Origin of the sequence: Psychrobacter sp. TAE2020 (genome assembly GCF_018919485.1) — a bacterium.
Lineage (GTDB): Bacteria > Pseudomonadota > Gammaproteobacteria > Pseudomonadales > Moraxellaceae > Psychrobacter.
On sequence record NZ_JAHLMU010000001.1, the window covers coordinates 238,742 to 253,018 of the forward strand.

A 14,277-nucleotide genomic window follows, 5' to 3' on the forward strand; every position below is an offset into this window, starting at 1 on the left:
ATGAAGGGCCTTATAACGCCATTAGGGCTTCGTCCATCGCCGCAAATAAAGGCTTTGCTAATGCTGGCAAGGCATCCGCCAGCTTAGTAAAGGCATCTTGCTTATCAAGGATATATTGCCATAATTCATGCTGGGCGCAGCTATCATAAATAATGTCACTGTTATAGCTTGGCCATAACCAACTGTCAAAATCACTGCGCTTAGGCTGATAACTACTATCTGTGGCGGCGTTTACTTTATCAAGATAAGCGACTGCATGGACAGGCAATACCGTCATTGGCGTCCTACCAGCCAAATATGCGAACCTTATCCACTTTAATAACTCTGCTAGGGCTTGGTCATAGGCTATAGGTGCTAGCTGGAAGGTGGTTTTACCTTTAAATTTTTTGTATTCATCGCTACCTTTATTAAAGCGCCAAATACTTCTACCATCGCCAGCCGCGACTTGCTGCGCTGTAGTACGCCTTGCCACTTGCCAATAGATATGAGCTAACCAAAAGCGCAGTAAGTACTGAGTGCGGGCACTGTTAGGTAGGATATTTAGCCACAGTCCAGGGGATAACGGCTCAGCTGACGACGGGTCTGAGCGGTGACTGGCTAGCGGTACTAGGCCTTTAATCTGCAATTGACCATGCAGATTTATATCAGGAGTAGCCACTGTGGTCATAGTCTCAGCACAAGGGGTTAGTAAAGAGCTATGGCCAGTATTAGCACTATCGTTATTAGCATCAATATCGATACCTAGCGCGGCTAACTGCTCAGCAAACTCTTGGCATTGCTGCTGTAGCTTGAGCTGTTGATACTGTAAGGTGGATTGACGTGCCACACCTGCTGGCATCACTGGATCATATAATAGCTTGTTCAAACTTTTAACCGCTAGATTGTCGGCGCCACTAGTATCACTACTGTTATTTTTGTGCAGCTCATCCAACAGTTGTGAATTAACTTCATAAGCCCCCAGCCCTGATAAAGATAAAGGCTCTTGGTGTGCCATTTCATCTTTAGCTGCTACTACGTGTACTCGCTGCTCACGTAAAAAATGCTTAGCAGGGTGACGCACTTGGTAGTACAAATATTGCATATCTACTTGGTTAATTTCAAAACGACTTTCATTACTTTTATTACTTTCGTCGCTACCTTTTGGGACTAGCATAGAAGAATTAATAAGCTCAATACGCTGAGCAATATTGGCGTAATCCTCTTTGCTGGGCAAGTTGACTTTTACTGGGTTAACCCGCTCATCAGTCTGGTACTGCAAGCGCTCAAACACTTCATGCCAAACTCGTGCTGGCGCATTAGTGCTTTGTTGATAGGCTTTTTCTTTTTGCATAGCGTGTGCTAATAAGCTAATAAGGGCTTGTCCACTATCGTCGCTAGCCATTGAATTATCTGCATCCGCTAAAGCAGTTGGCGACTGTACAAACACTTCTTGAGCAAAGGGTAGCGCAGGATGCTGAGTAACCAACCATTGCTCGATTAGCTTAGGTAAATAACGCTGCACTTGCGCAGTCAACGCCCATTCATCAGTATCAGCATCAATGCCCTCATCACCTTCACTATTAGCAGTCACTAACAGCTTGTGGTTAAGCTGCTCGTTTTTTAACGGATCCCACTGCCACTGCACTTCACCTTTTAAAAATTGCAACAGCTCACTTACCGGATTGGCGGGCAAATGCTCATGAGTATCTGTTAGGCGCTGACCATTATAAAAAATCCAGCAAGCATTACGAGCACAGAGTACAGCATCCAAAAATGCGCCATTATCATCGTCTTCACTAAAACGATCACCGCGGCGTGCCAGCCCAGATTTCATCAAGTCATAACGGTTGTCACGGTCACGATTAGGAAACTCGGACAAATCCATATTCAGCATCACTACTAGACCAAAGGGTACGTTACGCAAGGCCCCAAAGCGCCCAAAAGTAATCACCCCTGTCGGCTCAGCACTGACTTGCTGGCTCTCAAGCTCATCTTCAATACTATCCAGCATAAAGCTTAGCTTAAGTGGTAAATTACTAACTTGCGACAGCTTGGCCTCTACTTGACTGGCTTCGAGCTGTAATGACTTCGAGCTACTAGAAGAATCAAAGGCCTCCTCTAGCATAGCGTCCGCTTGGTGGTCACTGTCAGTATGATAATGCTGGTAATGGCGGTTCGCCCTTAAGCTACTCTTAAAGCCATTCATAGCGTTAAAAATAGCCCGCATTGGCCGGGTTTGGTCAAGAGCGCCAAAATACGGATGAATGATGTGGTTCTCAATATTATTGAGCCAATTCTCAGCATTATGCCGAGCTTGAAACTCATAACGGCAATGATTTAAGCCGCTATAGACCCGACATAACGCTTCAACAATCGCCGCATCAGTCAACCCAATCGCTGACATAGGCACGGTTTTTTCGGCTAAGGTATTATCCTGCCAATGCTCGGGGTATAGACAAGTACTAATAGGCGCTTCTGGCATGACTAAACCCAACGCCACCTTATCTAAGGCATGAGAAAAACTAAACCGATAATCATAATCTCCACTATCGAGCGTTTGCTGTAGGTGCGCTTCATCAAAACCGCGTACAAAACCCGCTTGCTCTAGTAAATCACAAGCCCGACTCATCTGCTCATGAGTTAAACCAAGGCTCTCATACAATGGGGGCAGCATCAGCCAATCAAACACTTCAGCCGCTTCAAAGCGCGCACTATCACTACCTAGTAGGCCATAAAAACCACGTATTGCTTCCCACAACTGTCGAATAGACTTATCAACGACGCCAGTTACTTTAGCTGGCAAGCTCAGACCATCTTGCCCTTGTCCATTGACGAATACTGAATTTATGAGTTCATGATGACGATCGACATCAGGTAGTAACACTACAATATCTGATAGATGGCGTGTGCTTCCATCAGTATTTTGCTCATTGAGCCAGCGACCTATCATGCCCCGCAGCACTTCCAGCTGACGTTGTAGGTTATGGCAAGAATGAATACTCAAGCTGTTATCATATTGTGATAATTGCCACTGCCGTGCTTGCTGGTGTTGTTTGCTTTTTAAGCTGTCATCGCTATACCATGCATTATTGTCATTATGGTCATGGTTGTTATCATCAATTCTGCTTAGGCTATTTTCGTCAATAGCGACTTCATCCCTCAGATCAGATTGAAGCTGTTTGCTAAGCGCAGCACTCAAACGCCCAGCAGTAGTCTGTTGCGTAGCCCCTTCATCAAGCATCAATACATCTTGCTGCAAATGTGCCAGCAGACTTAGCGGCTGCTCTATAGTTTGGTCATCCTCAGACTCATCGTCGAACTGATCCTGCCAAGTTAACTTAAAATCTTTATGCTGCTCATTACCCGATAGACTCGCCAGCATGGCAAAAGTCTCACGTGACTGCTTGCCAAGACGTGACAAAAGCGTATGTCCATAATCTCGTAAAAACACACTTTTAGGATTGATCACTTGCTGACGCTGTAACCATTGCTTATCGACGATGTCCGCCCAGAACAGCTGTGATGGATTATAATGCAGTAAGGTAATGTCGATATACTTTGACAGCTGCTGCAAAAAGTCCAGCTCGTTTTGTGGCAACTGCTGAATAGTAAAAATATGCAACTTCTTAGGTAATAGCGCTGGCACGTCTACCCCAGTCTCAAGGCTATCTGCCTTCATAATCTGCCAAAAGCGGGTCTCAATAGAAGCGCGATGCTGATAGACAGCAGAGAATAACAAGCGCCATAAATGCCTCTGAGCGACTTCTAGCTCAGTATAATGGGCAACCAACCATTCAGGTGTCATGCCAGCATTGCTGTCAAACTCTAAGGTCAGCTTATCTTTGGCTGCGATGAGTAGCTCTACATCCACCGCCTGATTGTCAGACCATAGCTTCAACCAATCATCGCGATGGTTTAGATAACGACTAAATACTCGCGAGAAGTCAGTCGCCAATGACCATAAGCGTATATCTTGCTGACTGCGATCTGAGCCTTCATCCAGTAACGCTATTAATAGCGGATATAAAGGGTGCTTATCATCAGCCATAATCTGTGCTTGATAATAAGTAAAGTAACCAAACAGACGCCACTGCATCACCGCCCCAGTCAACACTGCTACTTCTGGCACGGTAACTATCTCTGACGAACGCTGATTGGCTTCTAACCATATATTGTGCTCAGCCAAGACTTTTTGCATCAACGTCCATTGATACTGTCCCCAAAACTTGGTAGTGACTAAAGTGCTAATACCAGCTTGACTGGCAATAGACTTATCCAGCCAATCACCAAGCACCATAGAAGGTACAATAACAATAAACTCTGCAAAAATAGGCTGATCTTTAGACTTATAAGCACTCAGTAAGTGCTCAACTAGACGTTCAGTACGATGCGATTGAATGATAGTAAACATAAATAGGGATCTAATTATAATAATGATAGTAAGTAATAAGCAACGAGTAACTAATAGTAAGCAATTCATAGATAGTCATGTAAGCTAGCTGACTTTATGAGTGAATAGTTTATAAACTAAGTAGCGCTCAAGGCCAAGTTTTACAGTCGTGCCTATTTTGGATTTCTGTTAAAATAGCGCTGTTTAGAACCCAGCAGGCATTATTTGCAGACATTAGTTATTGGTCAATAAAGCGTTTAACTAGTGCTGACTACCGTATAAAACCTGCGTTATGCGGCTACAGTCGTCGCAGGTTTAGTGTGACATTGATAAAGGTTATTTGCTAGGGGGTAGTTAATTATACTAGCCACCATTAGCTAGCTTGCGACATCTGATGTCGTATTAAAAACCAGCCATAGTATAGAATGTAAGCTTATTGAATATTAAAGATGAAGAGCACTCATTATTATGCTAGCTGAGCTTATAGACAATATAATAAATGGTCGCTGCTCTTCTAACTGCTGCTACTCTTCTAAAACTCTGTAATTGCATAACTATAAAGTGATGAGCTCGCCTCTATGAAAAACTATAAGCTGCTATTGGCAGGATTAATCTTATTAGTATTGATGATTTTTGCTGCAGTGTTTGCTTGGCTATGGAGCAGTAATGCAATAAATTCTAACCCATTACCGATTGTGTCCAGTGACTTTATAGCAGCCGTTAATGATAACGAGAATGATGATGCTGATAGCGCTATTAGCCTATTGCATCTACAGGCAGCCGATGTCTCACAAGCCCCTTTAGATGAGGTGATCGTGCGCTTTGAGTCTCGCTATCCTAAAGTAAAAGTATTAGTGCACTACATGCCTACGAACTCACTGCTTACCTTAGCCGATACTACGCTATCAGCGGCCCAACCTTTGCCCTTAGTCTTCAATACCGACATGATTATTACTGATGATAAGCTCAGTGAAACCCAGATAACCGCTTTACAAGCCTTACTCAATAAAGCGCAAGTCAAAGCTGAGCAAACCTTAATCAAAGGCGTCACTTCAGGCAGCGTAGAAAAGGTGATTCACACTACAGTGCAAGCTAGTAGTGATAATAGCAATAGCAATACTCCAGCCAGTATAGCCAAGAGCACCAACAAGGAGACCCGAAATTTAGTGTCGTTTAGCTATGCTCTAAAAGATAAACAAGCAGTACAAGGCGTTATTTTGAACAATAATCCTATAGCGGTTACTTTCCGCAATTTTCTGCTTTCTAGCACGGGCCAAGATATTCTAAAAAAATATAATTATGACAATATCGATGGTTATAAAAGCAGTGTAGATGATTTGTTTAATCCCACATCTCGTAGCAAAGCTGCTAATAATAACGATTCAGTAAAAATCACTGATGCTTTATCCAGCGGTAGATAAATGCTAGTGAATAACGACTATTTATAATCAGCCGATTGCTTTTTTATGATAATTTTCTTACAATAGTCCTCCCTTATGCGCCTATAGCTCAACAGGATAGAGCAGTTGCCTCCTAAGCGATCGATCCGAGTTCGAGTCTTGGTGGGCGCACCAATCATTGTATTTAGACATAACCTCGCATTGACCCCTGCCGTCAAATCCATACAGTTAAACTTGGAAGATTTTAATTACGCAGCTTGACGATAATAGTCAAACCACACTTGTCTTGGCGATTTATAGCCCAAGCCCTTTTGAATCCTAGCTTGGTTATAATACAACTCGATATAGTCAATGATATCACTGATCGCTACAAACCTTGTCTTATGGTCTTGGTGATACACTAGCTCATTCTTTAATGTGCCCCAGAAGCTTTCTATCGGAGCGTTATCAGATGAGCGAGGATTAGCAAGAGTACAGTGGACACTTGCCCGAAGCGCAAGACGGAAAGTTATGCTTGTAGTGGGTGCCCCTGCCGCTCATGGAGCCTGTAAACTGATGCTGCTTGATGATTTTGTGATAGGCATGACTACAATATTGACTGCCTCTATCAGAATGCACAATCAGTCCTTGGCTGGGTCGTTTATTTTTGACGACCATGTTGAGTGCACGGCATACTAAGTCTGCTGTCATGCGCTTATTAATGTCGTAGCCGACTAGCTCTTTGTTCTGTAAATCTTTTAATCCTACTAAGTATAGCCAACCCTCGCTTGTCTAGATATAGGTAATATCACTGACCCAAGACTCATTAGGACGCTTAGCATCAAACTGCTGATCCAACACCTTTGGATAAACCATTTTATTATGGTTTGAGTCCGTGGTGACTTTAAAGCGCGTATGGGGACGGCATTTGATACCATGCCCTTCTTTAATGCGTCGAACTATATATAGGCTAATATCGTGCCCTTGCTCTACCAGCTTTGCGTGCAGTCGATTAGCAGCATAACGTGCTTTTGTTTCACTATGTGCAGCTCTGGCCAGTAGCTCAGACTGGTTACGGTGTATCTGCTGAGCACTTAGGTCGCGATTCGTCCAGTCTTAGTAACTTGAGGGTTTTACGTTTAATACACGGCATATTGGGGCGATGTTAAATATCTGCTGATTGTCTTTAATAAAAGCGTAATTTACGAGCTGTCACTGCGGGCATAGCCCTGTCTTACATCACTAAAACAGTCTCCCAGACTGTTTCTTAACGCTCCTCATTGGCGAAGTACGCCGTCGCCTTTTTTAATATCTCGCGCTCCTCCTCCTCAGCAACTGTAAGATGTCGTTTGAGGCGTCTGTTCTCTTCCATCACGGCCATAAGTTGTGGATCGAAGTACTCAGTCCCTTCAAGCTTGCCTTGGTTGGCTTTGTTCTGCCAGTTTGATAGGGCCTGCATCGTGGTGCCAATCTGCTTTGCAGTAACAGAGATGTTACCGTTATTATCTGCTATCTTATTAACGGCTTCGGCTTTGAATTCGTCGCTGTAGGTTCTTATTTTCTTAGTCATGGTAAACTCCTGTGAATACGCTTGGTTTACCAAGTTCAGGTGTACGGTTTCTTCAGCACAGCTCATTATCAGCATAGATTAGTTTCATCGAAGTCTATGTTATTAAAAGGGGTAGCTAAAAAAACTTACTATCAAACTCACATTATATGCTAGGTCTTTTTTTTGAAGCCTTCCAACCATTTTTTCAACCCAATAATATCAAAAGCTTGTGCCCCGTAACCAATATTGAGCAAATCATCAGGTAAGTACTCATCAAACTTTTCAGTCATCTTAAAAGGTACAGTTTCAGCAAGCTCAGTTGCTGTAGGTAATATCTGACTGGCAAGCTTTTGTAAAAACTGACAAACCTGAACTGAATCGACTCTATTAACACGAATAACACCTGCATATGTTTCAACAGTGAAGTCATCTCGGATAAGCAACGCCGTTAAAGTATTTACAACTTTGTCTCCACGCCACATAAATATATAACTATTGCCATCTTTGTCTACAACAGGCTGATTGTTTAAATCATACCTGTTGAAAGCATCAATACTTTCTGAAAATAATCGTCTTGCCGTCTTGTCAGCAAAATCTAAATGTTGCTCACCAACTTGAATACGGTAAGCACCGTTACTTAATATCTCATACATCTCTTGGCGTACTCGGTCATGTATCGACATGCTACCGCCACCAAAAGCTGGAGGCTTACCACCGCCTTTGACAGAGATGACATCCACCACTTTTTTCTCCATATCAATATTTTTGACTTGCCAGCGTCTGCCACCAAAAATGATATATTGTTCAGGTAATAACATAGTCTCAATTGGTAGAGTGCCAAGCGTTCTATTACCTGTCACAATTCGATATTCTTCTGGTGTTTTGAAAACTGCATAAAAAGTGTAATGGCTAACAATACGCTCACCGACAATGCCTAATACTAATTGCTTATTACCAAGCTGAGTGAGTAGCTGCAACTCTCCCATTTGGCTAAGTAGAGACTTAAAGTGCGCTGGTTGTATTTTTTGAAAGGGTCCTTGCTTGCATAACAAGATATAAAGCTGGTCAGCACGAATACCACCCCATTGAGCGATAGTCGCTAGCACCTGATGCAATAGCGTTGAGAAGTGATATAACTCAGTATCTGCCGGCTCAAACCACTTATCGATAACTAGTAATCTTAGCATTGCAAATGACTGTATTAGCTCAAGACGTAGCTTATCAGTAAGACTAGTATCTTTATCAATCTCTTTTTCAGTAATCAACATTCTAAGTACTGCCGAACCACCACGCCTACCCGAACGCCCAAGCCGTTGCCTAAGACTGGCTACAGAGTGCGGCGCTGTCACTTGCACTACAGTATCAACCTTACCAATATCAACCCCTAGCTCTAAGGTCATAGTACACACAGCGGTAGTCGGCAACTCTTCTTTTTGTAATCGTGTTTCTAAGCTTTCTCTAAGCTCTTTTGACAAGGAGCCGTGATGAGGAAAGAACTCATTTGGAACGATATTGTAATCACACAAATCACTAAGCTCTGTCGCTATCATCTCGGTACGTCTACGGCTATTAGCAAATATTAGATGACTACCGCCACGGCATAATCGGTACAAGTCCGCATAAACTTGCGCCTCGGCAGTATAAGGATACTGAATACCAATATTTTGAGAGTCAGAACTTGCAATATTATTATTTTTAGAACCTGATTCAAGCGATAATTGACTAGGCTCTATGTAACCTTTTACCTGTACTTTAATACTAGCCTTCGCCTCATCATCTTCAATAATGATGCAAGGTAGTGACTGATTAGGCCTTAATAACTGCGGTACGCTTTTTAGATCTCCCAACGTTGCACTCAGCGCTACTCTCGGAATAGGTGTATTTAAACGTTCAGTGACATGCTCAAGCCGCGTCAAAAGAGATAATAAATGCTGACCACGCTCACTACCCAAAAAAGCATGAAACTCATCAATCACAATATATTTTAGGCTACTAAAAGCTTGTTTTACCCACCCTGAATCCCGAATCAATAAAGATTCAAGCGACTCAGGCGTAATCAAAATAATTCCTGATGGCGACTTTTTTTGTTTATTTTTTTTACTCTGTGGACTATCGCTATGCCATGGCGTCACTTGCATATCAAGCAACTCTGCTAGACTCTCAAGCCTTCGATATTGATCATTAATTAGCGCTTTTAGTGGGCTGATATATAAAATACCTACTCCATTACCCTGCCCTTCTTTTTCATATAATCCTATATTTTGGCTATTGTCTGACTTGACGAGAGCGCTACAAGCCGGCAAAAAGAACGCTTCTGTTTTGCCAGCAGCAGTCGCTGCACTAATCAGTACGTCGGTTTTCCCAGATATAATTGGTGCAATAGCCTTAGCTTGTACCTCGCGTAATCCATTCCAACCTTGGTTAAATATCCAACGCTGTATTTGATAATCAAGCTGAAGATGAGCGTCTCTCAAAGATAGTTTCTCGTATTTTTTATTAAGATTATGGTGGTGTATCAGAAAGTATGCTGAGGGAATAGTGAGATCATCCCGAATTCTGTATAAAGGTTTACTAATACGGTCATCAAACATAAAGTAATCTAAAACAGACGTCCAGTCATGAATTGGCATCCTCCGCTTTTTGGATGCCTGCTACATTATTAGACAGATTCTCTTGCCTGTAATGGCTTGGTGTTATGCCATAGTGTTTTTTGAAGGTGCTAGAGAATGCACTGTTATCGATAAAGCCGCTTGCTAGCACGATTTGGCTAATAGGCACAGTAGTATGTTTAAGAATATATTTGGCGTGTTCAAGGCGTAAACGCACGTAATACTGTTGCGGTGAACAACTAAAATTTTTATTAAATACGCGCTGTAATTGTCTACTTGATAATCCAAGATGACGGGCAATATCCTCAACGCTTAAAGGCTCTTCAAGATTGGTTTTCATCAATGTAATAGCATTTATCACATTGGTGTAGCTACTGCTAAGTATTTTTGGTTTGGGCATATGCTGTAAGTAAGTAGGCTCACGTATAGAGGTGATAATAAACATATCTTGTATCTTGGAAACTATGTGATGACCATGATGCTGGTTGATGATATGTAAGGTCATATCCAATGCGCAAGCTCCACCTGAACAAGAGTATAGCTGCGGTGCTATAGTAAATATCTGATCATTAAAAATAACACCCGGATAGCTCTCCTGGGCTACGCTTATGTTTTCCCAATGCAGTGAGACTGCTTGTTGTTCAAGTAAGCCTGCAGCAGCCAATGCTAGTGCCCCTGTACACAAACCCCCAAGTGCAATATTCCGTACTGCCAATCGTTGAATTAAGGCAATGAGTTTACTAGATTTTAAATAGTCTGTTTGGTGTCCTCCGCATACAAATACCAAGTCGCAGGTTGATAAGTATTCAAGTTGTGCAGTATGACTTAATTTAATATCGTTACTACTACTAGTTTTATCATCATCAAGCCCTGCTACCACCCACGAGTATAAAAGTTGCTCGCTCACATAATTTGCCATTCGAAGTGACTCAACGACATTGCTGAACGCTAACATGGAAAAGCCATTGATCAGTAAAAACCCAATACGCCTAGGCTTGTCTGTCATTTTTTTTGTTATCTGAGTCATTTTTTATCGCCTTCAGAGCACACTTCAACAGAGTGCACTTCAACTTCTGGCTAATGTTAAGTTATTTATCTATATGTCCGATTATAAACATAAAATGTCGCTTATGAAAAACTACCTTATCATTTTTACCTCTAGTATCGAAGGTGTTCTTAGTTAATTGTTAGTTAATCGTTAGTTAATTATTGCCTACTCTGGAGACGTATCATGTCAACATCAAAAGACCTTGCTAGCACATTATCTTTAGATGGCTCATTAGATAATCTGCATCTTCCAAGTTTAATCGAAATTAAAAATGGCCAAAAGGTGACGCCAACTTTTAGTCATCAAGAATATGCAAATCGTCATGAGAAACTGCGTGAGTATTTAGATAACCAGAATATTGCCGCGGTACTTTTTACCTCGATACATAACATCAATTACTACTCTGACTTTATATATTGCTCTTTTGGGCGACCTTATGGACTAATCGTTTCTTCAAAAAAAGTCGTATCCATATCAGCCAACATCGATGGTGGACAGCCTTGGCGTCGTACTGTTGGTGACAACAATGTTGTTTATACTGATTGGCAGCGTGATAACTATTTTAAAGCTATTGCTCAACAAATCCCTAATAACGGTCGTGTAGGTATTGAGTTTGATCATTTACCGATGGATAGCTTTGCCAAGCTTAAAGCTATCTTACCCAATATAGAGTTTGTTGATATTAGTTTAGCATGTATGACCATGAGAATGATTAAGTCCTCTCAAGAGATAGCGCTCATAACTAAGGGCGCTCAGGTCTGTGATATTGGTGGTGCTGCATTAGTGCAAGCGGTTTATGATGGTGTGCCTGAATACGAAGTTGCATTGGCGTCTACACAAGCTATGGTTAGAGCTATTGGTGAGCAGTTTGGTCACGTTGAGCTCATGGATACATGGACATGGTTTCAGTCAGGTATTAATACGGATGGTGCTCATAATCCCGTGACCAATCGCCAGGTCCAATCGGGTGATATATTGAGCCTTAACTGTTTTTCTATGATAGCAGGCTACTATACCGCGCTTGAACGCACTTTGTTCTTGGATAAATGTGATGCAGACTCATTACGCTACTGGCAGATAAATTGTGAAGTACATGAAGCAGGACTTGAACTTATCAAACCGGGCGTGCGCTGCTGTGATATCGCACATGAGTTGAATAAAATTTATGCAAAATATGACTTATTAGAAAAACGTAGTTTTGGTTATGGCCATTCTTTTGGTGTACTCAGCCACTATTATGGACGCGAGGCAGGACTTGAGCTACGTGAAGATATTGAAACCGTGCTTGAGCCAGGTATGGTCGTCTCTATGGAGCCGATGATCATGATCCCAGAGGGTATGCCGGGTGCTGGCGGTTATCGAGAGCATGATATTTTAGTCATCAATGAGACGGGTGCTGATAATATCACAGGCTTTAAGTACGGTCCTGAGTACAACATTATCGGTCGTTAATATATAGGTGCTTCCAACAAATACTGTCTATATTGAGTGGGCTTACTAGATATAAGTTTTTTATTTTAAGCTCACCAACATAGATGATGCGCCATCTATATCATTGTTTTCACCTTTTACTTATTAAGGAAATAACATTATGGACTGGTTTCTTAACAGCTGGACGTTGTTTTGGTTTTCGACCATTAATGTACTGACACTATTACTGGCAGTGAGTTATTTCTTCGTAGAGCGTCATAACAAATAATGTAGTAAACGTTACGAGGGATCGACATGTTTATTAATTGGATGATATTGTTAGCAGCAATTGCGCTTCTCATTTTATTGGCTAGTAAAGCGGCAAAAGTCATGTCAGCAGATGACGAAAGCGGTTTTTTAGTAGCCGGTCGCTCATTAGGGCCTTTTGTCATGGCAGGGACTGTCGTGGCGACTGGATTTAGTGGTTGGGGCTTTATGGGTTCACCTGGTGCCGCCTACCAATACGGAACGATTGAGCTTTTGGGGAATTTCTTTTTTGCACCAGCCATGGTAGTCGCCGTATTATTCTTTGCGGTTTATTTGCGAAATAGAGCCGAGAAGATGGGTAGTAGTACCATTCCTGAATTTATCGTTAATTTGCACTGTAATGATCGAAATTCAGCATCTGCTCGCACTTTACGTATTATCACGTCTTTGGGCATGATTATATTTTTGACCGTGTTTTTAACGGCACAGGTTAGAGCACTTGGTATGTTGGGTAGTAGCTGGCTCGGTATTTCACCGCTGTTTGCTTCTGCGCTTTTACTGGTGATTATTACTATTTATACCATGGCAGGCGGATTGCTTGCTGTTGCTTGGACCGATACTTTTATGGTGATTGGGATGACAATCGCTGCCATTTACATCGTGTTTCAGGTGTTCACCGACATTCCATTAGCAGATATGATAACTCAGCTGAATGCAATAGATCCAAACCTCGTTAATCCAGAGACCTCTAACCCTTATGGTGATTCGAGATCCTCTGTTTTTCTAGTATTTGTCTATGCGCTTATCTTTAGTACCGCACTACCTTATATGTCAGTACGTTTTTTGGCGATGAAATCTAATATCAGCATTGCCAAAACAGGGTTTTATACGGCCGTTCTAGGGTGTATTTTAAGTTTGGTGCCTATCGTTGGCTTATATGTTCGTATCAAAAACCCAAATCTTCTCAATCCTGATGAAGCAATGCCTTGGTATTTAGCCAATGCTATTCCAAGTGTAGTGGGTAGTGTGATCACTTTGTTTATTCTATTTGCTATGAAGTCTACAGCAAACTCTATTATGCATACCTTATCAACGGCTGCCTCACATGATTTGCGTTTGGCTATATTTGACAATAAACCTCGCACTGACGCTGAGCTATTAACGCTGAATAGGTTGTGGGTCGCTATCATGGCTGCTATCGCTTTCATTTCTACCTTCTTCTTACCTGAAGCGATGCTTAGCTTTTTGGGGATATTCTCTAGTGGCACCTTAATGGCAGCCTTATCTGGCGTACTTTTGGTTACTATTTTTTATAAAGGCTCAACGATAGGTGCTATTGCTTCTATTATTGTCGGTGCTGTTTGTAGTAGTTATCTGTTGACGTCAGGTATTGTTGGCTGGGTAGAGGGACCGCTGATAGGGTCAGCTGCATCAGCCATAACTTACGTGGTCATTGGCGTGTTGGTACCTAATAATAAAAATGAGGCCATCGTTACCTAAGCATCGTTACCTAAGCATCGTTACCTAAGCATCGTTACCTAAGCATCGTTACCTAAGATAATTTGTTTTAGCAGCATATAGCGCAACGTTTTTCTAAAAAATAACTGGTTAACAAAAGTAATTGGTTAAAATAATAATTAACAATA

General features: G+C 41.9%; 6 protein-coding genes, 1 tRNA gene and 1 pseudogene. 4 read left to right on the plus strand and 4 right to left on the minus strand.

Features of this window, described 5'->3' with window-relative positions; all coding sequences use genetic code 11:
* Nucleotides 1-10: 10 nt before the first annotated feature.
* Complete coding sequence (locus KPY62_RS00915; protein ID WP_216580416.1) at nucleotides 11-4,390, minus strand: exodeoxyribonuclease V subunit gamma; 4,380 nt, start codon at nucleotides 4,388-4,390, stop codon at nucleotides 11-13.
* 557 nt (nucleotides 4,391-4,947) lie between these two features.
* Here KPY62_RS00915 and KPY62_RS00920 point away from each other — a divergent pair.
* On the plus strand, nucleotides 4,948-5,790 hold the full coding sequence (locus tag KPY62_RS00920) for a hypothetical protein (protein WP_216580417.1): 843 nt from the start codon (nucleotides 4,948-4,950) through the stop codon (nucleotides 5,788-5,790).
* A gap of 77 nt (nucleotides 5,791-5,867) precedes the next feature.
* Nucleotides 5,868-5,943: transfer RNA gene (locus KPY62_RS00925), tRNA-Arg, on the plus strand.
* A gap of 74 nt (nucleotides 5,944-6,017) precedes the next feature.
* Here KPY62_RS00925 and KPY62_RS00930 read toward each other — a convergent pair.
* From KPY62_RS00930 to KPY62_RS00940, 3 genes and pseudogenes are all read right to left on the minus strand, one after another.
* A pseudogene (locus KPY62_RS00930) lies at nucleotides 6,018-7,318 on the minus strand (IS3 family transposase).
* A gap of 149 nt (nucleotides 7,319-7,467) precedes the next feature.
* A complete protein-coding gene (locus KPY62_RS00935) occupies nucleotides 7,468-9,927 on the minus strand; it encodes a DEAD/DEAH box helicase (RefSeq protein ID WP_228730511.1) in 2,460 nt (819 codons plus the stop codon).
* Nucleotides 9,914-10,933: a GlxA family transcriptional regulator gene (locus tag KPY62_RS00940; RefSeq protein ID WP_216580418.1), complete on the minus strand. Its 1,020-nt coding sequence runs from the start codon at nucleotides 10,931-10,933 to the stop codon at nucleotides 9,914-9,916. The genes KPY62_RS00935 and KPY62_RS00940 overlap by 14 nt, the downstream gene beginning before the upstream one ends.
* A 204-nt stretch (nucleotides 10,934-11,137) precedes the next feature.
* On the opposite strand from KPY62_RS00940, the gene KPY62_RS00945 reads away from it, so the two are divergent.
* Nucleotides 11,138-12,406 carry a M24 family metallopeptidase gene (locus KPY62_RS00945; protein WP_228730512.1) on the plus strand — a complete coding sequence of 423 codons (1,269 nt, stop codon included), beginning with the start codon at nucleotides 11,138-11,140 and terminating at the stop codon, nucleotides 12,404-12,406.
* A gap of 273 nt (nucleotides 12,407-12,679) precedes the next feature.
* A complete protein-coding gene (locus KPY62_RS00950; RefSeq protein WP_216580419.1) occupies nucleotides 12,680-14,131 on the plus strand; it encodes a sodium:solute symporter family protein in 1,452 nt (483 codons plus the stop codon).
* The last annotated feature ends 146 nt before the right edge of the window (nucleotides 14,132-14,277 follow it).